Origin of the sequence: Lactobacillus sp., assembly GCF_051893255.1 — a bacterium.
Lineage (GTDB): Bacteria > Bacillota > Bacilli > Lactobacillales > Lactobacillaceae > Lactobacillus.
Genome location: NZ_JBJFHB010000028.1, coordinates 14,707 through 41,362 on the forward strand (window position 1 = coordinate 14,707; position 26,656 = coordinate 41,362).

22 protein-coding genes, 1 tRNA gene and 1 pseudogene are annotated in these 26,656 nt (G+C 49.9%); 11 read left to right on the forward strand and 13 right to left on the reverse strand.

The annotated features are described in order from the left end of the window. Positions 1-86: 86 nt before the first annotated feature. Positions 87-159 (reverse strand) — tRNA-Thr (locus tag ACI4WN_RS02645). A gap of 136 nt (positions 160-295) precedes the next feature. On the opposite strand from ACI4WN_RS02645, the gene ACI4WN_RS02650 reads away from it, so the two are divergent. Together ACI4WN_RS02650 and ACI4WN_RS02655 are read left to right on the forward strand one after the other, a co-directional pair. Then, entirely contained in the window at positions 296-976 is a 681-nt protein-coding gene (locus ACI4WN_RS02650) for an MgtC/SapB family protein (RefSeq protein ID WP_439776855.1), read from the forward strand. An 18-nt stretch (positions 977-994) separates the two neighbouring features. Beyond that, complete coding sequence (locus ACI4WN_RS02655) at positions 995-2,221, forward strand: DUF2974 domain-containing protein (protein WP_439776856.1); 1,227 nt, start codon at positions 995-997, stop codon at positions 2,219-2,221. A 127-nt stretch (positions 2,222-2,348) separates the two neighbouring features. On the opposite strand, the gene dnaB is transcribed toward ACI4WN_RS02655, so the two are convergent. The 12 genes from dnaB to dnaA form a co-directional block, all read right to left on the reverse strand. Further along, a complete protein-coding gene (dnaB, locus tag ACI4WN_RS02660) occupies positions 2,349-3,722 on the reverse strand; it encodes a replicative DNA helicase (RefSeq protein WP_009557442.1) in 1,374 nt (457 codons plus the stop codon). Positions 3,723-3,739: 17 nt separating this feature from the next. Continuing rightward, a complete protein-coding gene (gene rplI / locus ACI4WN_RS02665) occupies positions 3,740-4,195 on the reverse strand; it encodes a 50S ribosomal protein L9 (RefSeq protein WP_008459551.1) in 456 nt (151 codons plus the stop codon). A gap of 40 nt (positions 4,196-4,235) precedes the next feature. Further along, positions 4,236-6,257 carry a DHH family phosphoesterase gene (locus ACI4WN_RS02670; protein ID WP_439776857.1) on the reverse strand — a complete coding sequence of 674 codons (2,022 nt, stop codon included), beginning with the start codon at positions 6,255-6,257 and terminating at the stop codon, positions 4,236-4,238. 131 nt (positions 6,258-6,388) lie between these two features. Beyond that, positions 6,389-6,625: a 30S ribosomal protein S18 gene (gene rpsR / locus ACI4WN_RS02675; RefSeq protein ID WP_003612635.1), complete on the reverse strand. Its 237-nt coding sequence runs from the start codon at positions 6,623-6,625 to the stop codon at positions 6,389-6,391. A 29-nt stretch (positions 6,626-6,654) separates the two neighbouring features. Continuing rightward, positions 6,655-7,287: a single-stranded DNA-binding protein gene (gene ssb, locus ACI4WN_RS02680; RefSeq protein WP_439776858.1), complete on the reverse strand. Its 633-nt coding sequence runs from the start codon at positions 7,285-7,287 to the stop codon at positions 6,655-6,657. A gap of 40 nt (positions 7,288-7,327) precedes the next feature. Further along, a complete protein-coding gene (gene rpsF / locus ACI4WN_RS02685) occupies positions 7,328-7,621 on the reverse strand; it encodes a 30S ribosomal protein S6 (protein WP_008459560.1) in 294 nt (97 codons plus the stop codon). A 238-nt stretch (positions 7,622-7,859) separates the two neighbouring features. Beyond that, positions 7,860-10,367 carry a DNA gyrase subunit A gene (gene gyrA / locus ACI4WN_RS02690; RefSeq protein WP_439776859.1) on the reverse strand — a complete coding sequence of 836 codons (2,508 nt, stop codon included), beginning with the start codon at positions 10,365-10,367 and terminating at the stop codon, positions 7,860-7,862. A gap of 12 nt (positions 10,368-10,379) precedes the next feature. Continuing rightward, positions 10,380-12,341 (reverse strand): DNA topoisomerase (ATP-hydrolyzing) subunit B, encoded by a 1,962-nt coding sequence (gene gyrB / locus ACI4WN_RS02695; RefSeq protein ID WP_008459565.1) that lies wholly within the window; start codon positions 12,339-12,341, stop codon positions 10,380-10,382. Next, a complete protein-coding gene (recF, locus tag ACI4WN_RS02700; RefSeq protein ID WP_439776860.1) occupies positions 12,325-13,470 on the reverse strand; it encodes a DNA replication/repair protein RecF in 1,146 nt (381 codons plus the stop codon). The genes gyrB and recF overlap by 17 nt, the downstream gene beginning before the upstream one ends. Next, the gene (yaaA, locus tag ACI4WN_RS02705; protein ID WP_081586474.1) at positions 13,470-13,685 is read right to left on the reverse strand and encodes a S4 domain-containing protein YaaA; all 216 of its coding nucleotides are present in this window, start codon (positions 13,683-13,685) and stop codon (positions 13,470-13,472) included. Before yaaA ends, recF begins: the two co-directional genes overlap by 1 nt. 233 nt (positions 13,686-13,918) lie before the next feature. Further along, positions 13,919-15,049: a DNA polymerase III subunit beta gene (gene dnaN, locus ACI4WN_RS02710; protein WP_439776861.1), complete on the reverse strand. Its 1,131-nt coding sequence runs from the start codon at positions 15,047-15,049 to the stop codon at positions 13,919-13,921. A 181-nt stretch (positions 15,050-15,230) separates the two neighbouring features. Further along, entirely contained in the window at positions 15,231-16,601 is a 1,371-nt protein-coding gene (dnaA, locus tag ACI4WN_RS02715; protein WP_439776862.1) for a chromosomal replication initiator protein DnaA, read from the reverse strand. A gap of 484 nt (positions 16,602-17,085) precedes the next feature. Here dnaA and rpmH point away from each other — a divergent pair, with 484 nt between their 5' ends. The 9 genes and pseudogenes from rpmH to ACI4WN_RS02760 form a co-directional block, all read left to right on the forward strand. Then, positions 17,086-17,226, forward strand: a complete 141-nt coding sequence (gene rpmH / locus ACI4WN_RS02720; protein ID WP_008459582.1) for a 50S ribosomal protein L34 — start codon at positions 17,086-17,088, stop codon at positions 17,224-17,226. 48 nt (positions 17,227-17,274) lie between these two features. Continuing rightward, positions 17,275-17,640: a ribonuclease P protein component gene (gene rnpA / locus ACI4WN_RS02725; RefSeq protein WP_008459583.1), complete on the forward strand. Its 366-nt coding sequence runs from the start codon at positions 17,275-17,277 to the stop codon at positions 17,638-17,640. Continuing rightward, positions 17,640-18,515 (forward strand): YidC/Oxa1 family membrane protein insertase, encoded by an 876-nt coding sequence (locus ACI4WN_RS02730; RefSeq protein WP_439776863.1) that lies wholly within the window; start codon positions 17,640-17,642, stop codon positions 18,513-18,515. The genes rnpA and ACI4WN_RS02730 overlap by 1 nt, the downstream gene beginning before the upstream one ends. Before the next feature lie 113 nt (positions 18,516-18,628). Continuing rightward, the gene (mnmE, locus tag ACI4WN_RS02735) at positions 18,629-20,014 is read left to right on the forward strand and encodes a tRNA uridine-5-carboxymethylaminomethyl(34) synthesis GTPase MnmE (RefSeq protein ID WP_439776864.1); all 1,386 of its coding nucleotides are present in this window, start codon (positions 18,629-18,631) and stop codon (positions 20,012-20,014) included. A gap of 38 nt (positions 20,015-20,052) precedes the next feature. Continuing rightward, positions 20,053-21,948 carry a tRNA uridine-5-carboxymethylaminomethyl(34) synthesis enzyme MnmG gene (mnmG, locus tag ACI4WN_RS02740; protein WP_439776865.1) on the forward strand — a complete coding sequence of 632 codons (1,896 nt, stop codon included), beginning with the start codon at positions 20,053-20,055 and terminating at the stop codon, positions 21,946-21,948. A gap of 454 nt (positions 21,949-22,402) precedes the next feature. Beyond that, positions 22,403-22,582: a hypothetical protein gene (locus ACI4WN_RS02745; protein WP_439776866.1), complete on the forward strand. Its 180-nt coding sequence runs from the start codon at positions 22,403-22,405 to the stop codon at positions 22,580-22,582. 304 nt (positions 22,583-22,886) lie between these two features. Further along, entirely contained in the window at positions 22,887-24,737 is a 1,851-nt protein-coding gene (spxB, locus tag ACI4WN_RS02750) for a pyruvate oxidase (RefSeq protein ID WP_439776867.1), read from the forward strand. Between the two features lie 97 nt (positions 24,738-24,834). Next, entirely contained in the window at positions 24,835-26,220 is a 1,386-nt protein-coding gene (gene gndA / locus ACI4WN_RS02755) for an NADP-dependent phosphogluconate dehydrogenase (RefSeq protein ID WP_154487168.1), read from the forward strand. A 223-nt stretch (positions 26,221-26,443) separates the two neighbouring features. Further along, positions 26,444-26,656, forward strand: a pseudogene (locus ACI4WN_RS02760) (ClC family H(+)/Cl(-) exchange transporter); the annotation flags it as partial.

The window sequence follows — 26,656 nt, forward strand, 5'->3', positions numbered from 1 at the left end:
TTTTATTTTTTCATTATATCACTCTTAGGAGACATAGAAGCAAAAAGATAACAAAAAACCGGCACCTTCCGGTACCGGCTTGATTATGCTGACTAGAGGATTCGAACCTCCGACCCCTTCATTACTAGTGAAGTGCTCTGCCAACTGAGCTAAGTCAGCAACTTTGTTGCTTAACACAGTTATTAATTAAACCATAAAAACAGGCCTTTGGCAAGCCTTTTTGGCAAAAAAGTTTTCTGCTCTTACACTTTTTCAAAAAAGTCTTACAATAAAGCTATGAAAGGAGCTGATTCCCATGTTTTCCCTATCCATCCAGCTGGGCCTCCTCGGCCGCTTGCTCTTGTCTGGCCTCTTAGGCGCCGGCATCGGCTATGAGCGGTCCAGCCAGCGCAAGAGTGCGGGTCTCAAGACCCACGTCATGGTCGCCATCGCTTCCGCCCTCTTTACCATCGTTTCCAAATATGGCTTCAGCGACGGCCTCCACCCCTCCTACGACCCGTCTCGGATCGCCTCTTTGGTCGTTACCGGGATTTCCTTTATTGGGGCCGGCACCATCATCGTCCATAAGGAGCAGATCTCTGGCTTAAATACGGCGGCTGGCCTCTGGGCAACGGCAGCCGTGGGCGTGGCCATGGGCAGCGGGCTCATCTATCTGGGGATTAGCGGCGCCATCCTTATCCTGCTCATCCAGTACATTTTTCGCGACGACCGCCTGGAGCGCTGGATCAAGAATGTCAGCTTAAACCTGCAGATCGAGGCCAACAACCAGCCCGAGATCCTAGCCCTAATCAAGAGTGAGCTCAACCGCAATCAGGTCCGCAATATTTCTGTTAAAATCATAGATGTAACCGATGAAAAAATCGTTGTTGCCTGCGAGGGAGTCATCGACAGCGCCATTGATGAAAATACCATCATCATGAACCTGCGCAAGTACCCTGACATTAAGAAGATTACCTATTCCCCAGGCAGCAAGTAGCATACAATGGAGGTTTAGATGGCAAACACAATCGACTACCTGCGTTGGCGCGGGGACTTAACTTTTAAGGAAAGAAAATTCAACAGCTTAGACGCATCCCTTTTTTCATCTTTCGCCTACCTGCCCTTTGACCAGAGCACGATCGGCCACTCCCTGGCCGAGGTCTGCCAGTCCATCTTAAAGCAAAAGGAGATCATAGACGATTCCTATGAAAAAAGCGAGCTCCTCTTGATCCCCAAATCCCCCCGCTACCGGGACATCCAGGTCCTGGACTGGGTGGACAAGATGGAAAGTGACCCTGAGCCCGTCCAATTCAGCGCTGGTGCCTTCCGCCTAGATGACCGCACCATCCTCGTTGCCTACCGGGGCACCGACCGCAGCATGATCGGCTGGAGCGAGGACATGGTCATGAACTATACGCCCCAGATCACCGGGCAAAAAATCGCTGCAAGATATTTAGATAAGGTAGGAAAAGCTTTTCCTAACGACCAAATTTTGATCACCGGCCACTCCAAGGGCGGCAACTACGCCCACTACGCCCTGGCCTTCGCCGACCCTAGCATCCAAGCCCGGATCATCCGCTCCTACAGCTTTGATGGGCCGGGCTACCGCCACCAGATTTACGGCACCAAGGGCTTCCAGGCTAACCAGCAGAAGATGAAGACCTACATGCCCGAGAGTTCGATCGTCGGCTGCATGCTTGACCACCCTGAGCGGGTCATGGTGGTCAAGTGCACTGCCCCGGCCACCAGCCAGCACGACCCCCGGGTCTGGAGCGTGGGCAGGGACAGCTATGTCTTGGCTAAGGGCTTAACGGCTACGGCCCGGATCATCCGCCACTCTTTGATCCAGTTCAACCACACCATTCCCGCTGAAAAAAGAGGCGAGATGTGGTCCGCCCTCTTTGATGCCTTTGGCAGCCTGGACATCACCAAGGTCCAGCAGATCAGCGGGCTGGCCGGCACCTACCGCTTTGGCCGGGCTTACTTTGCCATGGAGCCGGAAATGCGGGCCATTTTCCGGCAGATTTTTAACAAGATCATTGAAACGGCCAGCCAGAGCCTGTCCCTAGCCTTTAGCCAAAAAGCTGCCCCTTACCAGAACTTGCCAGAGTACAACGACTCTAAGAAAGGGCCGATCTTCTTTGACGCTTACGACGTCGTCCAGGAGGGAAAGGATGAGGATACTAATAACGGTGAGCAAAACAATAAAGAAAATAAAACTAGCTCAAATGAACTGGAATAAGTCAAAATAAAAGAGTGAAATCTTACGATTCCGCTCTTTTTTGCTTGCTATGAGTTTTCTCTATTTTGGGACAACATACTACCTTGAAGAGATCAAAAAAGCCACCGCACGCGCGGTGGCTTTACTGTTAGCCTTGATTGTTATCGTGGGCCTTATCCAGGTTGGAGAAGCGGTTGTAAGGCTTAGAGAACATCAAATTGGCTGTCCCCCGCCGACCGGATCTGTTCTTTTCGATAATGACTTCAACTTCAACGTTTTCTGGGTCTTCCTTAGGCTCGCTGTCGTCTTCATCTTCATCCCGGTAGTAGTCATCCCGGTACAAAAAGCCAACGATGTCGGCGTCCTGTTCGATTGATCCGGATTCTCTCAAGTCAGACAAAATCGGCCGCTTGTCTTGTCTTTGTTCAACTGACCGAGACAGCTGGGACAGGGAAATGACCGGCACGTGCAATTCCTTAGCCATCTTTTTCAGCTGCCGGGAGATCGCGGAGACTTCTTGCTGCCGGGATTCCGTCTTTGGCCCTTCAATCAGCTGCAAGTAGTCGATCACGACTAAGCCCAGGCCATGCTGCTCTTTTTGCAAGGCGAGACATTCTGACCGGATTTCGCTGATCTTGATGCCGGGCGTGTCGTCGATAAAAATCGGTGCCTGACTTAGGACGTTGGCTGCCATTTCCAGCTGCCCCCATTCCTTTTCTTCCAAAACCCCGGTTCTGAGGTGCTGGGAGTCAATCAGCCCCGTCGAGGCCAGCATTCTCTGCACCAGCTGCTCGCCGGACATTTCTAGAGAGAAGACCGCTACCGGCAGCTTCTCGGTCACACCGACGTTTTTAGCGATGTTCATGGCAAAAGAAGTCTTACCAACGCCGGGCCGGGCCGCCAGGATGATCAATTCGTCTTCATGCAGCCCCGTCGTCATTTCGTCCAGGGTCTTAAAGCCGGTCCGCACCCCCGTAACCACGTCCTGGTTTTGGGCGTTTTGGGAGATCTGGTCCACAGCCCCCTTAACCAGGTCGGCGATGTTGTGGAAGCCGCTGCTGCCGTTTTCGTTAGAGACATTCATGATCTCGCTTTCGGCATTGGTCAGGATGTCTTCTACGCTGTCTGCGCCTTGAACGGCACTAGAGATGATCTTTTGGCTGGCGTTGATCAGGTTGCGCAGGATCGCCTTTTGGTGGACGATTCTGGCATAGTCTTTAGCGTGAAAAGAAGTCGGCGTCGCTGCCAGGATTTCTGACACATAGGCCATGTCGCCTAATTCTTCCAGCTGATTGCGCCGCTTCAGCTCCTCTTGCAGGGTCACCAGGTCAATGGACTTGTTCTCATCGTACAAAGCCAGCAGCGCGTTATAGATCAGCCGGTTAGCATGTTCATAGAAATCATTGGGCTCTAAGACCGAGTTAACGTCATTAATGACTTCTGGGTCAATAAAAATGGCCCCTAAAACTGCTTTTTCAGCAGCAGAATCATGTGGAATCTGCTGCGCAACAAGATTATCCATTAATCACGACTTCTTTGCTAATTTTCTTGAGTAACGTGTACCCGGACCTTGGCTTCAATGCCCTTGAAGAGCTTAACAGGCACGTTGGTGTAGCCTAAAACCTTGATTGGCTCGCGCAGTTCCAGCTTGTGCTTGTCCAGCTTGATGCCGTATTGCTTGTCCAGCCCTTCGATGATCTTCTTGCTAGAGATGGAGCCAAAGAGGCGGGAGTCGCTGCCGGCCTTGGACTTGAGTTCAACGACCGTGCCGTCAGCTTCCAGCTGCTTCTTGATTTCAGCAGCTGCTGCCTTTTGGGCTTCGTATTCAGCCTTTTCGTTGGCTTCTACCCGCTTCAGGGTGTTCAGGTTGCCCTTGTTGGCTTCCTTAGCCAGGCCCCGCTTGATCAGGTAGTTTTGGGCGTAGCCGTCTGGCACGTCCTTCACTTGACCACGCTTGCCTCTACCCTTTACGTCTTGCATAAAAATAACTTTCATATTCGTACTCCTTTTCCGTGTTAAGTCTATTACTAGTATTTTAGCTGTTTTCCGCTAAATACTCATCGATGGCGCTCAATAATTTTTGACAGGCTTCATCGACGCTAATACCCTTCAGCTGGGTGGCCGCATTGGACAGGTGGCCGCCCCCGCCCAGTTTTTCCATAATGACTTGGACATTGATCTTGCCCATGGAGCGGGCAGAAATGCCGATGCTCTCGTTGCTTCGTCTGGTGATGGCAAATGAGGCTGCCACCCCTTCTAAGTCTAGGGCAGTGTCGGCAGCCTGGGCCGTAATGATTGGGTCAATGATCTTGTTTTCTGGCCCCTGCATGATGGCCATCTTCGGCCGCAGCATCTGCAGGCTGGATACCAGGTGAGTTCTGACCAAGAAGCTGGAGATGTCCTCTTTCAGGATCTCGCTGACCAAGGATGAGTCAGCCCCGATCGAGCGCAGGTAGCTGGCCGCATCAAAGGTTCTGGTGCCCGTTCTCAAGGAGAATTCCTTGGAGTCGACCGTGATCCCCGCCAGCATGGCCGTGGCTTCTAAGTTGGTCAAGACCCGGTTGTCTTCTTCAGGCTGCTGATATTCAATCATCTCGGTAACCAGTTCGCTGGCTGAAGAAGCGTATGGCTCAACATAGGTCAGCATTGGGTTTTCAGGGAATTCTTCGCCACGCCGGTGGTGGTCAATGACCACAATCCGATTTTTCAGCCGGTTATACAGGTTCTGGTCATAAGTGATCGAGTATTTGGAGTGGTCGACCAGGACTAAGAGGGAATTCGGCGTTGCCTCCACATTTGCCTCTTCTGGACTGATAAAGAGGTCCAGCTTAGGGTTCTTAGCCTGCATCTTTTTCACTAACCGGTCCACGTCATAGTTGCAGTGCTCGGTATCTAGCAAAAAGTGGGCCTTGACCCCGTGCAGACGGGCGATCTTGACCACCCCAATTCCGGAGCCGACAGAGTCCATATCGGGCCGCTGGTGGCCTTGAACGAAGACTTGGTCAACATCCTTAAAGAGCTCGCCAAGGGCCTGAGAGACCATTCTAGCCCGGACCCGGGTGCGCTTTTCCATTGGGTTGGACTTGCCACCGTAAAAGCGGGCTACTTGCCCTAATTCTCTTAAGACAACTTGGTCCCCGCCCCGGCCAAGAGCTAGGTCCAAGTTGGCCTGAGCCTGATTGGCGATTTTTCTCAAAGACTCCCCGCCGTAGGCAATCCCAACTGACAAAGTCAGCGGCGTATTGTTCCGGCTGGTCTCCAGGCGGATCTTGTCCAAGACAGAGAACTTGTCTTCTTCCATGGCCTCTAGGTCTTGCAGATGGGCCAATAAGAGGAAGTGGTCTTCGTCGATCCGCTTCAAGAAGGAGTTGAACTTTTTAGCATAATCGTTCAAGGTCGTCTGCAGGTAGGTACTGGTTCTAGCCAGCTCCTGGTCGTGCATGCGCTCGCTCAGCTCATCATAGTTGTCGATAAAAATTTGCCCGATCGCCAGGCGCTCAGCCCGGTACTTGTCGGCAATATCGGCATAGCGGGTGATGTCCAAGAGGTAGATGACCCCGATGGAGTCTTGGACCACCATCTCAAACTGCCGCTCGCCCCACTTGACGACCTTGCTTTGGGAGGTCTTGGCCTCCAAAGCTTCGTCAACCAGCTTGCCCAGCTTTTTATCAACAGACTCAATGGTCTTGCCGATCGCGTCCTGGTCGCCCAGGTACAGCTGCAGGTAAGGGTTGACCCACTGCACGTGTCTTGATTCATCATAAAGCAAGATCCCCAAGGGCATCTTAATCATCGCCTCTTGCTCGCCGCGCTTGATGCGGTAAGAGAGGTTGGCTGCGTAATCGTTGGTGTTTTGCGCCAGAATGTAAATGCCAAAAATTGCCCAGAAGATCTCCAAAATGAAGATGAGGAGCATGGCCACGCCGAAAATCGCATTGATAAAGAAGGCAACGACCGTGCTGATCACCGTAAGCAAAAAGACGCTGAGAACGGCAATGAGCAGGCGGGAGTCCTTAACGAATTCCGGCAATTCCAGCTTGCGTAAAAATTTTTTCATACAATTTCTTCCACATTTCAAAGCAGATTAAACTATGTCCATTATAACCTACTCGGCCCAAAAACAGAAAAAATAGCAGAGAAAACAAAAAAGCCAAAGCTAAGCTTTGGCTTTTTGTTTATTGTTTGATCTTAGTCTTCAGCTACGAATGGCAGAAGGCCCATGATACGAGCACGCTTGATAGCGTTAGCAACCTTGCGTTGGTTCTTAGCGCTAGTACCAGTGACACGACGTGGCAAGATTTTACCTCTTTCTGAGATAAAACGTTTCAACAGATCAACATCCTTGTAGTCTACGTAGTCGATGTGGTTAGCTGCGATGAAGTCAACCTTGCGACGACGACGACCACCTCTTCTTTGTTGAGGCATGTCTTCAGATCCTTTCTATCAGTAGTTAATTAAAATGGAAGATCGTCATTGGAGACGTTAACCGGACCTTCAGTATCGCTAAATGGGTTAGCGTTGCTGCCGCCGAATGCGTCTTGCTTGTTATCTTCGTTAAATGCGGCATTACCAGCTGCTGGAGCTTGGTTATTGCCGAAACCGGCGTTGCTATTGTTGTTCGGGGCGTAGTTACCATTGTTGTTGGTATTGTTCTTAGCAGCAAAGTTGTTGTTGCCTCTGGCTGCGAAGTTGTTGCCGCCATTAGCATTATTGTTGCTGTAGCCACCGTTATTATAACCGCCATTTTGTTGACGGGCTTCACGCTCGCGGCGTGATTCAAGGAGTGAGAAGTTATCGACTACAACTTCGGTAACGTAAACCCTCTTCCCGTCCTTGTCATCATAGCTTCTGGTCTGGATGCGGCCTTCGATGCCCACCAAGCTCCCCTTGCTCGTAAAGTTGCTGAAGTTTTCAGCAGGCTTGCGCCAAATGACACAGTTGATGAAATCAGCGTCTCTTTGGCCTGAAGCATTGGAAAACTGCCGATCAACGGCTAAAGTGAACGTAGCAACCGAGATGCCACTCCCAGTGGTACGTAATTCAGGATCACGTGTTAAACGGCCAACAAGTACAACATTATTAATCATACTCATTTCCTTTCTATTCCTGTATTACGGAAAACTACAATTACTTGTCTAACTTAACAGTCATTGAGCGCAGAACTGAGTCATCGATCTTGCTCAAACGAGCAAATTCGTTAACGGCAGCAGCGTCAGTAGCAGTAAAGGTCATGATGTAGTAACTACCTTCACGATACTTTTCGATTTCGTATGCGAAACGACGCTTGCCCCAGTCCTTAGCTTCAACCATTTCACCACCATTGTCAGCGATCACCTTAGTGTACTTGTCAATAATGGCCTTCTTTGCTTCGTCATCAACGTCTGGCTTGATGATGTAAGTAATTTCGTACTTGGTTGTCATGGACTATTGCACCTCCTTTTGGACTAAATGGTTCTTGCTAAAATCAAGAACAAGGAGTAATTTGATCTAATTACTCGCAATGCTTAATTCTAGCACAAAAAACAAAAAATTACCAAACTTTTTTACACGTGATCCGGAGAGTTTTTTCCCTCCACTTATTATTACGCCAAAAAGTCCGATAATTTTTTTATTTCCCGTATATTTTTGTATTTCATCCGGGTTTCAAGATCTGTAAAAACTAGTTTTCGCTGTTTTCAGTGCTTTCTGCTTCAGTTTCAGAATTTTCAGCATCACTTGCACTGTCATCTTCTTCAGCAGGCACCACTGCCAGACTAGCCACGGAGTTGCCTTCATCAACCTTGATCAGGCGAACCCCCATCGTGGAGCGGCCCGTTTGGGACACGTCGCTGGTCTTGAAGCGAATCATGATCCCGTCAGTCGTGATCAGCATAATGTCGCTCTTGCCGTCGACTACCGCTACGCCGGCCAAAGGACCGTTCTTTTGACCGATCTTGGCGGTTTGGATCCCCTTGCCGCCCCGGCCCTTGACTGGGTATTCCGTAGCAGGCGTGCGCTTGCCATAGCCCTTTTCGGAGATGGTCAAGACTTCGTCTTCAGCCTTTAAAACGCCTGAGCCGACCACGTAGTCGCCTTCTCTTAAGTTGATGCCGCGAACCCCGGCAGCGCTCCGGCCCATGGACCGGACGTCTTTTTCGTTAAAGGTTACAGCGTAGCCTTGGTGGGTAGCGATAAAGATGTTTTGGCTGCCATCGGTTGCCAAAACGTTGGACAATTCGTCGCCGTCTTTCAGGGTCAAGGCGATCAAGCCGTTGGTTCTGATGTTTTCAAACTCGCTCAGCTTGGTCTTCTTGACCGTGCCCAGCTTGGTGATAAAGAAGGCGTACCCGTCATCGTCATTGTTGCTCTTTGGCACGTTGACCATGGTTTGGATGTGCTCGCCCTTTTCCAGCTGCAAGAGGTTGACGATTGGCAAGCCCTTGGCATTGCGGCCAAATTCTGGGATTTCGTAGGCCTTCTTCATGTAGACCTTGCCCTTGTTGGTGAAGAAGAGCAGGTAGTCGTGGGTGCTGGAGTAGAGCAGGTGCTCGATAAAGTCGCCCTTTTGGACGCCCATCCCCTTGATCCCGCGGCCACCGCGGTTTTGGGTCTTGAAGTCGTCGATCAGCATCCGCTTGATGTAGCCTTGGTGGGTCAAAGTCAGCAAGACATTTTGCTCTTCGATCAAGTCTTCATCTTCCAAAGTAACGACTTCGCTAGCCGTAATCTGGGTCCGGCGCTTGTCGCCAAACCGCTTTTGGATGTCAAGCAGTTCATCGTAGATGATTTGGTCGATTCGTTCTGGCTTAGCCAAGATGTCCTTGTAGTCTGCAATCTTGACCAAAAGGTCTTGGTATTCAGCCTCAACCTTGTCTCTTTCCAAGCCTGTCAGGCGAACCAGCCGCATGTCCAAGATGGCTTGGGCTTGGCGGTCGTCTAACTTGAAGCGGCTGATCAAGCCAGCTTTAGCGATATCGCTTGATTCAGAATTTCTGATCAAGTTGACGATTTCGTCAATGTGGTCAAGGGCAATCCGCAAGCCTTCCAGGATGTGGGCCCGGGCTTCAGCCTTGTCCAAGTCAAACTTGGTCCGGCGAGTGATGACGTCTTCTTGGTGGGCCAGGTAGTGCTGCAGCATTTCCTTCAAGGTCAAAAACTTCGGTGCACCATCGACGATGGCCACCATGTTCATGGCGAAGTTGGACTGCATCTGGGTTTCCTTGAAGAGGTTGTTCAAGACCACGCTGGCGCTGGCATCCCGGCGCACGTCGATGGTGATCCGCATCCCGCTTTGGTCAGATTCGTCCCGAATGCCGGTAATCCCGTCGATCACCTTGTCACGGGCCAGTTCAGCAATCTTTTGAACCAGTTCTGCCTTGTTGACCAGGAATGGAATTTCGGTCACGACGATTCTTTCCCGGCCGCTCTTTTCGGTTTCAATTTCAGTCTTGGCCCGAACGACGATGTTGCCCTTGCCCGTTTCATAGGCATGCAAAACGCCGCTTCGGCCCATCAAGATCCCGCCAGTTGGGAAGTCAGGACCAGGAATAGCCTTCATCAATTCCCGGGTCGTCACGTCTGGATCCTTCATCAGCATGTGGATGCCAGAAATAACTTCCTTCAGGTTGTGCGGCGGAATATTGGTAGTCATCCCGACCGCGATCCCGCTAGAACCGTTGACCAAAAGGTTAGGAATCCGGGCTGGCAAAACGGTTGGCTCGTTTTCCGTGTCATCGTAGTTTCTTTGCCAGTCGATGGTGTTCTTGTTGATGTCCCGCAGCATTTCCACTGCGATCCGGCTCATTCTGGCTTCGGTATAACGCATGGCGGCTGGCCGGTCCCCATCGACGGAACCGAAGTTGCCGTGCCCGTCAACCAGCATGTAGCGGTAGGCAAAGTCTTGAGCCATGTGGGCCATGGCCAGGTAAATTGAGGAGTCGCCGTGTGGGTGGTATTTACCCATAACGTCCCCGACGATTCTGGCACTCTTTTTATACGGCTTGTCTGGGGTCACGCCCAGTTCGTTCATCCCGTACAAGATCCGGCGCTGAACAGGCTTTAAGCCGTCACGGACGTCCGGCAGAGCCCGGGCGACGATGACGGACATCGCGTAGTCCAAGAAGGAGCTGCGCATGGTTTGCGTCAGATCGACATTTCTAATTCGGCGATCTTGTCCTTGATTATCCATTTACACTCTCCTTTACGCATCCAAGTTTTCAACGTACTTGGCGTTGTCTTCGATGAACTTCCGTCTAGGGCCAACTTCGTTGCCCATCAGCATTTCAAACACAGCATCTGCGTCTTTAGCGTATTCTGGGTCAACCCGATCCAGGCGCCGGTTTTCTGGGTCCATCGTGGTTTCCCACAATTGAGAAGCGTCCATTTCCCCCAGCCCCTTGTAGCGCTGCACGATTGGCTTTGGACTTGGCTGCAGGGTTCCCAAGTAGTCATGGAGTTCTTCGTCAGTATCCAGGTACTTGATGATCTTGCCCTGCCGCACTTGGTACAGAGGCGGACGAGCGATGTAAACGTAGCCCTTGTCGATCATTGGCCGCATGTAGCGGTAGAACAGAGTTAGCAGCAAGGTTCTGATGTGGGCCCCGTCGACATCGGCGTCAGTCATGATGATCAGCTTGTGGTAGCGGGCTTTGTTAACGTCGAAGTCCGCCCCAAAGCCGGTTCCCAGGGCCGTAAACAGGGTTCTGATTTCTTGGTTGGCTAAAATCCGGTCCATTGAAGCCTTTTCCACGTTCAAGATCTTCCCCCGGATTGGCAAAATTGCTTGCGTCAAGCGGCTCCGCCCTTGCTTGGCACTACCACCGGCGGAGTCCCCTTCGACGATGAAGAGCTCAGAAATGTTCGGGTCATTGCTGGTGTTATCAGCTAGTTTCCCTGGCAGGTTGGCGATTTCCAGACCTGACTTCTTTCTGGTAACTTCTCTGGCTCTCTTGGCCGCCACTCTGGCTCTTTCGGCCAATTGCCCCTTTTCCACGATCTTGCGGGCTTCTTGCGGATTTTCCATCAAGAAGGTCGCAAAGGTTTCAGAAAAGGCCCGGTCAACGGCGGTTCTTGCATCTGAGTTGCCCAGCTTGGTCTTGGTCTGCCCTTCAAATTGCGGGTTTGGGTGCTTGACTGAGACAACTGCCGTCATCCCTTCCCGGATGTCTTCCCCGGAGAGGTTGTCGTCGCCATCTTTCAAGATCTTGGCCTTGTGGGCGTAGTCGTTGACCACTCTAGTCAAGGCCGTCTTAAAGCCGGCTTCGTGCATCCCGCCTTCGTAGGTGTGGATGTTGTTGGCAAAAGTCATCAAGGTCGTCTTGTAGCCGGTCGTGTATTGAAGAGCCACTTCCACGTCGATGCCTTCGTACTTGCCTTCAACGTAGATTGGGTCGTTAAAGAGGACTTCTTGGCCCTTGTTTAAAAAGGCTACGTATTCCTTGATCCCGCCTTCGAAGTGGTAGACATCGGTTTCTGCCGTGTCCTTTCTCAGGTCGGTAAAGGTCAATTTCAAGCCCTTGTTCAAAAAGGCCAGTTCCCGAATCCGGTTCTTCAAGATCTTGTCGTCAAAGACCGTCGTTTCGGTAAAGATGTCTGGGTCTGGCCAAAAGTGCACAATAGTGCCGTGTTCCGTCAATGGAACGGTGCCAACTTCGTGCAATTCTTCTACAACCTGGCCGTGGTCAAAGGCAATGTGGTACTTCTTGCCGTCCCGCATAACCGTGACGTTCAGCTTAGTAGACAAGGCGTTGACAACTGAGGCCCCAACCCCGTGCAGACCACCGGAAACCTTGTATCCGCCACCGCCAAACTTACCACCGGCGTGCAAAACGGTATAAACAGTTTCTACGGCTGGCCGGCCCGTCTTCTTTTCGATGTCGACTGGGATCCCCCGGCCGTCGTCTTGAACGGTCACGCTGTTGTCTTCGTTAACGGTAACTTCAATCTTGGTCGCAAAACCGGCCAAGGCTTCGTCGATCCCGTTGTCGATGATTTCCCAAACCAGGTGGTGCAGGCCTTGGGAACTGGTTGAGCCAATGTACATCCCTGGACGCTTACGTACGGCTTCCAGGCCGCCAAGGACTTGAATCTGGCTGGCATTGTACTTGTCAGCTTCTTGTTCAAACTTCTTGGCATTTGTTAATTTGTTATCTTCGTCTGCCATTTAACCCTTCCTCTTTTTCTAAAATGCGGCCGGCATGGATGTAATAAATCCGCGGCTGTTTGACTATTTCCTGGGAAATACCTTCCAGATCTGTTGTCGTAATAAAGGTTTGCGTCTTGCCATGAATGAAGTTAAGCAAGGCAGCCTGCCGATGCTGGTCGAGTTCGCTCATCACGTCGTCGAGCAAAAGAATCGGTTCATCCCCTGTCAACTCCTTGATCAGCTGAATTTCGGCTAGTTTCAAGCTTAAGGCAATGGAACGCTGCTGGCCTTGAGAGGCAAAGAGATGAGCATTCTTCCCATCCAGTTGAAACTCCAGGTCATCCCGGTGCGGCCCCAAGAGGGTCGTCGCCCGGCGCAATTCATCGTCCTCAATTTCCGCAAAGCGCGCAAGCAGCTTGGCCTTGATGGTCTGAGCATCATCGCCAGGCTCAATGGTCTTAGCCGAAGGCCGGTAGATGACGGTTAAGTCCTCTCTAGCCCCGCTAATCGCCTGGTAGGCACTAGCGGCGTGGCGGTTGAGGCCAGCCAGGTAGCGGTAGCGCCGGGAAATGATTTCACTGGCGCTAGTCGCCACTTGCTCAGTTAAAACGCTCAACAACACTTTGTCGCTAGCCTCTCTTTTGGCCAGCTGCTTTAAGTAATTGTTTCTCTGCTGCAGAGATTGACGGTATTGACTGGCAAAGTAGAGATATTCGGGATTAACCTGCCCAAATTCCAGGTCCATGAAGCGCCGACGCAAGGCCGGTGCCCCCTTGACCAGTTCCAAGTCTTCTGGTGAAAACAAGATCGCCTGCAAGTGGCCCACGTACTTGGATAGCCGCGGCTGCTCAATCCGGTTGACCCAGGCGCTTTTGCCCTTTTTAGAAATTACCAGGCGCAAGTCGATGTCCACCTGCTTTTGGTGGACCCGGCCAGCCAAGCTGGCAAAATCCTGGTCAAAGTTGATCAGCTCCCGGTCGTTATTGGTCCGGTGCGAGCGACTTAAGGCCAAAAAATAAATAGCCTCAAGTAAATTGGTCTTGCCTTGAGCATTTTCACCTAAAAAAATATTGACATGGGGGTCAAAAGTTAAATCTAGCGGCTCCAGATTCCGGAAGCCGCTTTGCACAAACCGCCCCAGGTACATTAAAGTCCCTGAACCAGCTCGTAAGTTTCTCCTGCAACCTGCAGCCGGTCGCCAGGATAGAGCTTCTTGCCCCGGCGGTCTTCGCTTTCACCATTGAGCACCACGGGATTTTCCCGCAGGTACCACTTGGCTTGACCGCCAGAGGAAACAATACATTCATCTTTGAGAAATTGACCGAGGGTGATGAATTCACCGTTAATCGCAAAAGTTTTGATAAGCCTTCACCTTCAACAATAAAAAACTAGTATTCCATCTATAAATTATAGTCGTTTTTCGGGAAAAACTCAATCAAAAAAGCCATTTTTAGGGCCTCTACGGCCCGATTTCCCTTTTTAGTATCATGCCACATATTGGCGGTAAAAACTTATACAAGCCAAAATAAGCCCTTATAGGCGTTTTTTGCATAAAAAAAGCCACTCAGAATGAGTGGCTTTTCCTAATTTTAAAATTAGAAGGTTCTGATTGGGGTAATCAGCTGAATAAAATCAATCTCGTTATCATTTGGCACAACCGTGAATGGGCGCAGGGCTTCGGTGAAGTTGATGACCACAATGTCAGTTACAGAAGCTCTTAAAGCGGCACTCATGTAATCAGGGTTAAAGGAAATAGTCAAGCTCTTCCCTTCAATGCCCAGGTTTTCTACAGTTTCTTCCACCTTGCCCAGGTCTGGAGAATTACCAGTCAGGTTAACTTGGTTATTTTCAGCATCAATTTCCATTTGCACGGCATTGGTCCGGTTAACGTGGGTCACCAGGCTGGCCCGGCTCAAGGCACTGAGGAGGTCAGATACGTGGAACTGCACGCTGGTCGATGACGTTGCTGGAAGCAGGCGGTCCACGTTTGGATAAGCCCCTTCAAGCAGGCGGGTGTAAAAGGACAGGTTGTCAAAGTCAAAGCGGACTTGGCTGTCGCCCAAGAAGACCTTCAAGTCTTCGTCTGCATCCGCGATCAGCTGGGCCAGTTCTTGCAGATTTTTGCCAGGGATAATCAAGGACAAGTCTTCGCTTGGACCATTATCAACGCCAACTACCCGTTGAGACAGACGGTGAGAGTCAGTTGCCACCGCCTTGATTTGCTTTTGGCTAAAAGTAAAGCTGACCCCAGTCAAGGTTGGACGGCTATTATCAGTGGCCACGGCGAAAACAGTCTGGGTAATCAGTTCTCTTAAGGTCTTGGCAGAAATTGCGAAGGATTGGTCATCGCTGATTTCTGGCAGGCGCGGGTAAGCACTTGGATCTAAGCCGTTGATCATGTATTCAGCGTGCTCTGACGTGATCTTGATCTGGTTCCCTTCTTGGACGTCAAAGGTAAAGTCCTTGCCTGGCAACTTGCGGACAATGTCGCTAAAGAGGTGGGCCCGAACGACGATTTCACCAGTTGACGCGATTTGCAGGTCATCAGACTTTGGAACTAAGAGTTCGATTGAGATGTCGGTGTTGCTCCCAGTCATGACTAAGCCTTCATCAGTCAAGACCATCTTGATCCCTTCCAAAATTGGAATGGTGCTGCGAGATGAGGTGGCTTTTAAAACAGAATTTAAATTGTTAATAAAATAACTGCGGTTGACAGTAAACTTCATCGTTTCCTCCTTGAGCAGGTTTCTTTATTATTCTTATTATTATATTTAAGTAGATGTAGTAGTAGGGCCTGTGAATTCTGTGGAAAAGTCCAAGCGGACTTGCTAAAGCAAGATTTCGCTTGTTATCAACATGTGGATAAATCTAAGACCTGTCCACACTTTTTCAACTGGGCCCATTTTCCTATCTTTCCAGCATTTGCCGCAGGTCAGACACGGCAGATTTGATTTCCGTATCAGTTTTGATCTGGCGGGCAATCTTGTCGCAGGCGTGCATGACGGTCGTGTGGTCCTTGCCGCCAAATTCCTGGCCGATCTTAGGCAAGCTGGCATCGGTTAGTTCCCGGGACAGGTACATCGCGATTTGGCGCGGAATGACGATCTGCCGGACGCGCTTTTTCCCCTTAATATCGGCGACCGTGGTTTGGAAGTAGTTGGCTACGACCTCTTGGATCTTGGAGATCTGCAGGCCGCGGCTTTTTTGAACCAGTTTTAAGTCGGCTAGAGCCGAGCGGGCTAAACCGATATTGATGTCCTGCTTTTGAATGGTGGCTTGCGCCTGGACCTTGACCAGGGCCCCTTCCAGCTCCCGGATGTTGGTGTCAACCTGGCTTGCAACATAGTCCAGCGTGCTTTCATCGACGTCGAGGCCTTCAGATTCGGCTTTTTTCCGCAAAATGGCGATCCGAGTTTCTAGGTCTGGCGGCGTAATTTCAACTTGCAAGCCCCAGGCAAAGCGGGAAACCAGCCGCTCTGACAGGTCCGGAATTTCGGCTGGCAGGCGGTCACTGGTCATGACGATCTGCTTTTTATCATTATAGAGAGTTTCAAAAGTATGGAAGAATTCTTCCTGAATCCCCTCTTTCTTAGCGAAGAACTGGATGTCGTCCACCAAGAGCAGGTCGGCTGTCCGGTATTTCTCGCGGAACTTTTCCTGGGTCTTGTTCTTGATGGAATTGATGAAGTCGTTGACAAAAGTCTCACTTTGAATGTAGACGACCTTGGCATCCGGGTTCTCAGCCAGCATCTGGTGGCCGATGGCCTGCATCAAGTGGGTCTTACCCAGCCCCACGCCCCCAAAGATGAACAAGGGGTTGTAAAAAGTGCCGGGGTCATCGGCAACGGCCATGGCGGCCCCAGCGGCCAACTTATTGCCCTCACCTTGAATAAAGTTGTCGAAGGTATACTTCTCGTTTAAGCGCAGGTCTTTGGTAAATTCTCTTGAACTCGCAGCCGGCGCCGCTTTTGGCGCTGGCGCTTCTCTTTTCTGCGGCTGCACCATTCTTTCACTATTATTTGTGTCTTCATCGACGACGAAGACTGGATAGATGTCGATGCCAGCGTAGGCGTAGGCGGCTTGCAGCAGTCTAGCGGAGATGTTTTGCTCCCAATACCCCTTTGCCACGGGGGTTTGGACGGAGATTACCAATTCATGCGTGCCTTTGTTAAAGGAAACGGGCCTAGTATTTTTAAACCAAGCGTTGTAGGAGACTTCATTAAATTCGGAGCGCATTTCTGCGTTGAAGCTCTCCCAGAATTTTGCTAAATCGAACAAATACATTCCCTCCAAAAAAATTTTTTGCAAAATAATTTTAGCATTATCTGAAGCAGTTTTCCACAGGTGGGAAAAAGAAATCCAGAATCCACAGCTTGTGGACAAAGCTAAAATTGAATTGTGTTGATACTGGTGATAATTTTATCAAAAATCATCCTTGTGGAGTAAATTTGTGGATAAAGTTGCCTAGAGGGCGTAAGGACCGAGTCCAGTATACCAGAAGTTGTCCACAGGCTGTCTAAAAAGTTTTGAACATGGTGTGGACTGTGGATAAGTGGGTTCAAAAGCCTGTTGACAGACTCAGAAAAAATTTTTTCGATTGGGAAAACTGTCCACAAGTGGGGAGAAAAAATAGGCAGGATTTTGGACCCTTAAAAGGAAAAAGGCGCAAACTTTTGCATTTAGGGCTTGGCTTTTTTTCATTTCCGTGATATTCTAGATAAGAAATTGTGCACGTAGCACTAAAAAATGGAGGTGCAAATATATGTCAACTAAGAGAACTTACCAACCTAAGAAGCGTCACCGTTCACGCGTACACGGCTTCATGAAGCGTATGGCTACGAGCAACGGCCGCAAGGTATTGGCTAGACGCCGTGCAAAGGGTAGAAAAGTATTATCTGCTTAAGCCACTGAATCCCAGTGGTTTTTTTAATATCTGAGAGTGGACTGAGCTTTGAGGAAGTCATATCGAGTTAAATCTGAACAGGATTTTCAGAAGGTCTTTGAGCAGGGGACTTCAATCGCCAACCGTGCCTTTGTGATCTACACGCTGCCTAACGAAGAAAACCGGCACTTCCGCGTCGGCATTTCCGTAGGCAAGAAGGTCGGTCATACGGCAGTGGTTCGCAATCGCCTCAAGCGCTACATTAGGGCGGTCTTGACCGAAAACAAGGGGCTAATTGACCCCCACATGGATTTTTTGGTGATTGCCAGACCCTACGCTCGCGATTTTGATTGGGAACAGGCGCGGAAGAACCTGCTTCACGCGCTGACTTTGGCCCATGTCATTGAAGAAGTGCCAAATAAAGAGGAACAATAGTGAAGGACATCTTATCGAAGAAAAGTACTAAGAAGCTTTTGGCTTTGCTAGCACTGACCGCGGTGTTTGCCCTGATGCTTACTGGCTGTGCAAATCAAACAACGCAAAAGCCAACGCCGATTTCGCATAACTCCAGCAATTGGTGGGATGCTTGGGTAGTTTACTACCTATCTCAATTCGTCCTATGGATTGCCAAGGTATGCGGGGGCAGCTATGGCTGGGCCATTGTGATCTTCACGGTCATCATCAGGGTGATCTTGCTGCCGCTGAATGCGATGCAAATCAACTCAACCAAGAAGATGCAAGACGTTCAGCCGGAATTGAAGGCTCTGCAAGAAAAGTATTCTGGCAGCGACCTGGAAACCAAGACAAAGCTGAACGAAGAAACCCAAAAGCTTTATAAAGAAGCTGGGGTTAACCCGTACGCAGGCTGCTTGCCAATGCTGATCCAGCTGCCAGTTATGTGGGCGCTGTACCAAGCCATTTGGCGGACGCCAGAACTGCAAAACGGTAAATTCTTGTGGATGGACCTGGGCAAGCCAGACCCATACTACGTCTTGCCAATTTTAGCAGCGGGCTTTACCTTCTTGTCCTCTTATATCATGACCTTGTCTACGCCGAAGTCTTCCCAGACGACGATGACCAAGGCAATGAGCTACATCATGGCCATCATGGTCGGTGTCTGGGCAGTGGTCTTCCAATCAGCCATCTCCCTTTACTGGGTAATTTCCAACCTCTTCCAGGTTGTTCAAACCCTGGTCTTGCAAAATCCGTTTAAGTACAAGCGGGAGCAAGAGGAAAAGGCTGAGGCTGAAAGAGAGCGCAAGCGCAAGATCAGAAAGGCCTACAAGCGCGCCGGCAAGAAGCGCAAGTAATCAAATTGAACATTCATCTAAAACTTTTTAGATAAAGTAGTGAAAGTGCTTTATCCATCATTTCATATGGTGGAAATTGCACTTTTTTTATTGAAAAAAATGAGGTACTAGTGATGGTGCAAAGATTAACTGAATTTGATACAATCGCCGCAATCTCAACTCCCTTGGGCGAAGGCGGCATCTCCATCGTCAGAGTTTCCGGTGAAGATGCAGTTGAGATTGCCAATAAAGTTTTTAAGGGCAAGGACTTGACCCAGGTGGCCAGCCATACCATCAACTATGGCCACATTGTGGATCCTGCCAGCGGCCAGGTGATCGACGAAGTCATGGCTTCCGTAATGCTGGCGCCGAAGACTTTTACCAAAGAAGACACGGTGGAAATCAACTGTCACGGCGGGATTGTGGTTACTAACGACATCTTGCAGCTGCTTTTGGCTAACGGGGCCAGAATGGCGGATCCCGGTGAATTCACCAAGCGGGCCTTTGTCAACGGCCGGATCGACTTGACCCAGGCTGAAAGCGTGATGGACATCATCCGGGCCAAGACCGACAAGGCCCGGCAAGTGGCCGTTAAGCAGCTGGAAGGGGGCCTGCTCACCGAAATTCGCGCCCTGCGGCAGGAAATCCTGGACGTTTTGGCCAATGTCGAAGTCAACATCGACTACCCAGAATACGACGAAGAAGAAGTAACTGGGCAAAAGATGCTGGGCTGCGTGCACAGCGTTGGCGAAAAGATTGACAAGTTGCTGGAGACCGCCCAAGAGGGTCAGATCCTCAGAAACGGGCTAAAAACGGCCATTGTCGGCCGGCCAAACGTCGGCAAGTCATCTTTGCTTAACTACCTGACCCAAAGCGACAAGGCCATTGTGACGGACGTAGCGGGCACGACCCGGGACACCCTGGAAGAATACGTGTCAGTGAAGGGCGTACCGCTAGAATTGATCGACACGGCCGGCATCCACCATACTGAAGACACGGTGGAAAAGATCGGGGTGGAGCGGTCTAAAAAGGCGATTGAAAAGGCCGACTTGATCTTGCTTTTGCTAGACTCCAGCCAGGACCTGACCAAGGAAGACCGGGATCTTTTGGAATATACTGCTGGCAAAAAGCGGATCATCGTCTTGAACAAGACCGACTTAGGGGCTAAGCTGTCGGCAGACCAAATTGCGAAAGAGACTGGTAGCGACGTGATCACGACCTCTATTTTGCAAAAAGAAAACCTGGACGGGCTGGAAAACTTGATCAAGAAGCTCTTTTTCAAGGGGATTGAAAATTCTAATGACCAAGTTCTGGTGACCAACCAGCGGCAAGCAGGCCTTCTGGCCAAGGCCAAGCAGCAGCTGGCAGACGTGGAAACTGGCCTTGAGTCAGGGATGCCGCTGGACCTCGTCCAGATCGACTTTACCGGCGCTTGGGAGACCTTAGGCGAGATCACCGGGGAAAGTGCACCGGATGAATTAATCAACGACCTCTTCAGTCAATTCTGCTTGGGTAAGTAAGGGTTAGAGACAGAAACAGTAAAGAAGGATTTTTTCACATGAAGACTTATGTTTCAAATGAATATGACGTTATCGTGGTTGGTGCCGGCCACGCGGGCAGCGAAGCCGCGCTGGCTAGCGCCCGGATGGGGCAAAAGACGCTTCTTTTGACCATTGGCCTGGACATGGTGGCCTTTATGCCATGCAACCCCTCAGTTGGGGGGCCAGCCAAGGGGACGGTAGTCCGGGAAATTGACGCTCTTGGCGGGGAAATGGGCAAAAACATCGACAAGACCTACATCCAGATGCGGATGCTGAATACGGGCAAGGGCCCAGCTGTCCGTGCCTTAAGAGCGCAAGCCGACAAGTGGGACTACCACGAAGAAATGAAGAAGACCATCGAAAATACGCCAAACCTGACCCTGCGCCAGGCGATCGTGGACGACCTGATCGTGGAAGATGGCGTCTGCAAGGGCGTCATCACCAACACCGGGGCCAGCTACCATGCTAAGAGCGTGGTCTTGACCACGGGGACGGCTGCTCGCGGGCGGATTTTTATCGGGGAACTCAACTACTCTTCTGGTCCTAATAACACGATTCCGGCGGTCAAATTGTCAGAAAACCTGGAAAGACTGGGCTTTAAGCTCCGCCGCTTCAAGACTGGGACGCCGCCTCGGGTTAACAAGAACACGATCGACTACTCTAAGACTGAAGAAGAACCAGGCGACAAGGAGCCGCGCCACTTCTCCTTTACCAGCAAGGACGAAGACTACTTGACCAACCAGATTTCCTGCTGGATGACCTACACTAACCCTAAGACTCACGCCATCATCAACGCCAACTTGGACAGATCGCCAATGTTCTCAGGCGACATCGTCGGCGTTGGGCCCCGCTACTGCCCATCCATTGAAACCAAGGTTGTGCGTTTTGCGGACAAGGATCGCCACCAGATCTTCCTAGAACCAGAAGGCAAGAATACGGAAGAAATCTACGTTGGGGACTTTTCGACTTCGATGCCAGAAGAAGTGCAGCTGGACATGCTGCACACGGTGGAAGGCCTAGAAAACGTAGAAATGATGCGGCCGGGCTATGCCATTGAATACGACGTGATCGACCCATGGCAATTAACTCACACCCTGGAAACCAAGACCATCAAGCACCTGTTTACGGCCGGGCAGATGAATGGGACGTCCGGCTATGAAGAAGCTGCCGGCCAGGGCCTGATTGCCGGGATTAACGCTGCACTCAGTGCCCAAGACAAGCCAGGCTTCACCCTGGGCCGGGACGAAGCCTACATCGGCGTTTTGATCGATGACCTGGTAACCAAGGGGACGGAAGAGCCTTACCGGCTCTTGACCAGTAGAGCTGAATACCGCTTGCTGCTGCGCCACGACAACGCCGACCTCCGCTTGACAGAAAAAGGGCATGATTTGGGCCTGATCGATGACGACCGCTATGCCGCTTTTGAAGAAAAGAAAAAGCTGATCCAGGAAGACCTGGATCAGTTAAAGGAAATCACGGTGCACCCAACCATGGCGGTAAACGAATTTTTGTCAGGGCTGGGCGAAAGCCAGCTAAATGGCGGCGTTAAGGCAGAAGCCTTCTTGCGCCGGCCAAAGGTGATGGTAGAAGACGTGGAAAGACTGACTGGCCACAAGCTGGCAGGCGACCGCTACGTCAAGGAACAGGTGGAAATTGACACCAAGTATGCCGGCTACATCAAGAAACAGGAAATTCAAGTTGCCCGCCTGCGCCGGCAAGAAGCCAAGAAGATCCCGAAGGATCTGGACTATGATCAAATCGAAGGCCTAGCAACGGAAGCCCGCGAAAAGTTTGCCAAGATTCGGCCAGAAACCCTGGCGCAAGCTGAGCGGATCTCTGGGGTTAACCCAGCCGACCTGGCCATTTTGAGCGTCTACGTGCAAAACGGCAAGTTTGCTAGAGTGAAGAAGTAAGTTAAAAGGCGAACCCGGTGGGGTTCGCCTTTTTTGCTGTGGGGGATGCATATCGCTTTTTTAAGTAGATAAAAAATGAGAGTAATCTCTCAATTGTTTTTGTGCTTTCTAGTGAGCTTAGTTCCGATAGCAATAAGCAAGACAACTACGGTGTAGCTACCGCCAAGCAGCAACTCTGCGAACCAGAATTGGCTGCTGGCACTAGCGAGGTGCTCACCAAAAATCATGGGACCGAAGCAGTAGTAGGCATTGTAGAGGGTGATTAAGACTAGACCAAATAGAATGATCAAGACTAATCCACCAAGCCAACTGACTAACTTTTTAATGGAATTCAAGCAATCTACCTTCTTTTTAGAAAATTTAGGGAAATAGAACTTTATAATTAAAAAATTATATCACCATCTTGATTTGCTTGCTATTCCAGAATAAAATTAGGGTCAAAAAGGAGAGTACGATGTCAACACTAGATTACTTCTTTACAATAATTGTTATCTTCATTGTCGCTATAGCCGTAATCATGACCATTGCTGCCAGAGCTGGTCACCGGCGGACAGCGCGGAACATCGGTATCGCCGGAGCAGTGATCATTATTATTGCCTTTTGCGGCATGAATTACTTTATCACGTCCATGTAGTCAAGCGGTCAAGTCCCTAGGGGCTTAACCGCTTTTTTTACTTAAAATAATCGACTGTCTTTATACTTTTTCAAAAAATAATAAAAAATTTACCTAAAAAGAAATTTCTAAAGTTAGCTAATAATTCACAATGTTAAATCCAAGCATTTTATAGCTTTTTTTCACAAAGTCCTCAAGTTTGTGAATTCACTAGCTTTAAAAATGCTTAATTCCCGTCATATCGGGAATTGGTAGCACTTGCAAAAGTGAAAAAATGTGATTTAATAAAAGAGTGTAAGTAATATTTTTTAAGGAGATTTCACTTATGGCAAAAATTAAGGGCGCTAACGCCGTTTTAGATGTTATGTACAAGTGGGGCATTGACCACCTTTACGGTTTCCCAGGTGGTTCATTTGACTCAACGATGAACGCTATCTACGAAATGCAAGACAAGGTTAAGTTCATCGAAGTTCGTCACGAAGAAGCTGGCGCTTTGGCTGCTTCAGCTGAATACAAGCTGACTGGCAAATTGGGTGTCTGCATGGGTTCAGCTGGCCCTGGTGCAATTCACTTGATGAACGGTTTGTACGACGCAAAGTACGACAAGACTCCAATGGTTGCTTTGGTAGCCAACGTTCCAACTCCTCGTCAAGACATCAACTTCTTCCAAGCCTTTGACGAAATGCCTTGGTTCCGTGATGTTGCAGTTTGGGTACACCAAGCTAAGACTAAGGAAGCTTTGCCAGTATTGATGGACACTGCTATTCGTCAAGCTTACGCTAAGAAGGGTCCAGCTGTTTTGGTAATTCCTAAGGACTTTGGTTGGCAAGAAATCGAAGACAACTACCGCGTATCAGCTTCAAACCACACTGCTGACAACTACGCAGCACCAACTGCTGAATCAATCGAAGCAGCTACTAAGTTGATCAAGGAAGCTAAGAACCCAGTTGTTTACTTCGGTTTGGGCGCTGAAAAGGCTGCTGACGAATTGAAGGAATTCTCAGACAAGTTCAAGATGCCAATGATGTCATCATACCTTGGTAAGGGTATCGTTGAAGACTCATTCAAGGCTTACCTTGGTACTATCGGCCGTATCGGTGCTAAGGCTCCTAACGAAGTTCAAGGCCACACTGACTTGGTAGTTTGGGTTGGTAACAACTCACCATTCTCAGTATTGTGGTTCCCTAAGAACGCTAAGGTTATCCAAATCGACGTTGACCCAGAAAAGCAAGGCAAGCGTCACTCAGTAGACGTTTCAATCTTGGCAGACGCTAAGAAGAGCTTGCGTGCTTTGATCGACGCTGGTGAAGCTCGTGAAGAATCACCACTTTACAAGGCTGCTTTGGCTGACCGTGAAGAATGGGATGCATGGCTTGACAGCTTCAAGGATGACCACTTGAAGGACGAAGGCCGTGTACGTCAAGAACCAATCTGGGACGTAATCAACAAGGAAGCTGCAGACAACGCTGTCTTCGCTATTGACGTTGGTAACGTCAACATGGACCACGTACGTCTGCTCAACATGAACGGCAAGCAACGCTGGACTACTTCTGGCCTTCACGCAACTATGGGTTATGGCGCACCTGCTGCTTTGGCAGCCGCAACTGCTTACCCAGACCGTGAAGTATGGCACCTTGCTGGTGACGGTGGCTTCGCAATGATGAGCGAAGAATTGTTGACTATCGCTCGTTACAACATGCACGTTTTGACTGTAGTCTTCACTAACGAAACTTTGGGCTACATCGAAGCTGAACAACGCGACGAATCAAACCAACCACTTTCAGGCGTTATCCTTCCAGACAACGACTGGGCTAAGGTTGCTGAAGGTATGAACATGAAGGCCTTCACTGTTCGCGACAAGGCTGAATTCGAAGCCGCTGTTAAGGAATGGAAGAAGATGGATGGCCCAGCCTTCATCGACGTTAAGTACACTAAGCACATGGCTTACTCAACTGAACTTAACACTCTGGACGACCCAGAATTCGTGAAGTACTACCACGCAGAAGCTCTTCACCCATTCTCATACTTTGCTGAAAAGTTTGGCTTGGAAGTAGACGCAGCTTCAGCAGCTTCTGGCCACGCTGAAGACAAGGCAGAAGCTTTGAACGTTCAAGCAACTTCAAGTGCTTCAGTTCCAGAAAACGCTCCTGACACTACTTCAGGCGCTTCTCACTAATTTTTGCCTACATAAATAAAAAAGCGAGACCTAAGGTTTCGCTTTTTTTGTGCTTAAAAGTATAATAAGTATGTTAGACATACTAGGAGGTAGACTCATGCAACAATTTGGTGTGATCGGCTTATCGGTCATGGGCAAGAACTTGGCCCTCAACGTTAGAAATCACGGCTTCTCAGTTTCCGGCTTTAGTATCGACAAGCCAGAAGTCGACGCTTTGGCAAAGTACGAAGATGACAAGCTGAAGCCTTGCTATACTTGGGAAGAATTCGTCAACTCTTTGGAAAAGCCGCGTAAGATCTTAGTTCAGATCATGGCCGGCGATCCTGTTGACCAAACCATTCAAAAATTGATCCCGCTTTTGGACAAGGGCGACATCATCATCGACGGTGGCAACTCCAACTACAACGACACCAACCGCCGCTACCACGAATTGGCTAAGCACGGCTTGCATTTCATCGGCATGGGTGTTTCTGGCGGTGAAGAAGGCGCCTTGAACGGCCCAGCCTTGATGCCAGGCGGCGATAAGGAAGCTTACGATGAAGTAGCCCCAATCTTGACGGAAATGGCTGCCAAGACCAAGGATGGCCGGGCTTGCGTTTCCTACATTGGGCCAGAAGGTGCCGGCCACTATGTCAAGATGGTCCACAACGGCATGGAATATGCCATCATGCAAGAAATTTCTGAAGTTTACGACATCATGCGCAAGGCAGCTCATTTTTCTAATGAAAAGATGGCTGACATCTTCGCTGAATGGGACAAGGGCGACTTGAACGCCTACTTGATCGAAATCGCTTCTAAGGTCTTGCGGCAAAAAGATGACCTGACTGATGACGATGTGATCGACCACATCCTGAATGTAGCTTCTTACAAGGGGACTGGCAACTGGATGCTGGAAGATGCCATCAAGTTGGGTGCGCCAATTACGGTGGTAGCTGAAGCCGTATTGGCCCGCTTCATGTCCAAGGCAACTACCCGGGAAGGCAAGGAAGTTGCTTACGAAGGCAGCGTGCCAAGCGACTTGGTTGACAACTTGGGTAAGGCTCTTTACCTGGCTCAAATCGTGGCTTACGCTCAAGGCTTCCAGCAAATGACCATGGCGGCCAAGGCCTACAACTGGACCTTGCAATACCCAGCCATCGCCCAAAACTGGGAAGCTGGCTGCATCATCCACGCCAAGACCCTGTACCATATTGAAGATGCCTACGCTGACGGCAAGGAACTGGACAACCTCTTCCAAGACCCATACTTCAAGGGCGTGATGGAAGCCAACCTGCCAGCCTTGAAGCAAGTAGTGGAACTGGCTAGCCAAGCCGGCATTCCTACTCCAAGCTTGAGTGCGGCAGTCAACTACCTGGAATCCATCTTCAACCCAAGCCTGCCAGCTAACATGATCCAGGCACAAAGAGACTACTTCGGTGCCCACACTTACCTGAGAAACGACCGCGAGGGCGTTTACCACACTGAATGGTACGAAGAAAAATAACAAACAGTATTGATAAAAAGAGTGAAACTTCGTTGGAAAGTTTCACTCTTTTTGCATTTCATCGGAAAAATGGTGCATATTTTAACAAATATTGTTATTTGTCTTGGTCAATTCGGTTTGGATCAGAAACCGGACAAGATCGAAGCCGTAAGGTGGATTTTACATGTTTGACGAAAAAGTTTATCCTTAATTTATATTCAAAAATAAGGTGGGCAAACATTTTATGGAGAGTGAAGACAAACAAACGCGCAAATCCAACTTGCGCTTATTATTTGAAGCCTTGGTCGTGGGCGTAGTGGCCGGCATCGTCGTTGGCAGTTTCCGCTGGCTGATCGGGCAGATCCTGGCCATGTGGCAAAAAGGCTACCAGGCGGCGCATGCCAATCCAGCCCTCTTGTGGCTGTTGGCCGCGGGAGTTTTAGCCAGCGTGATCGTG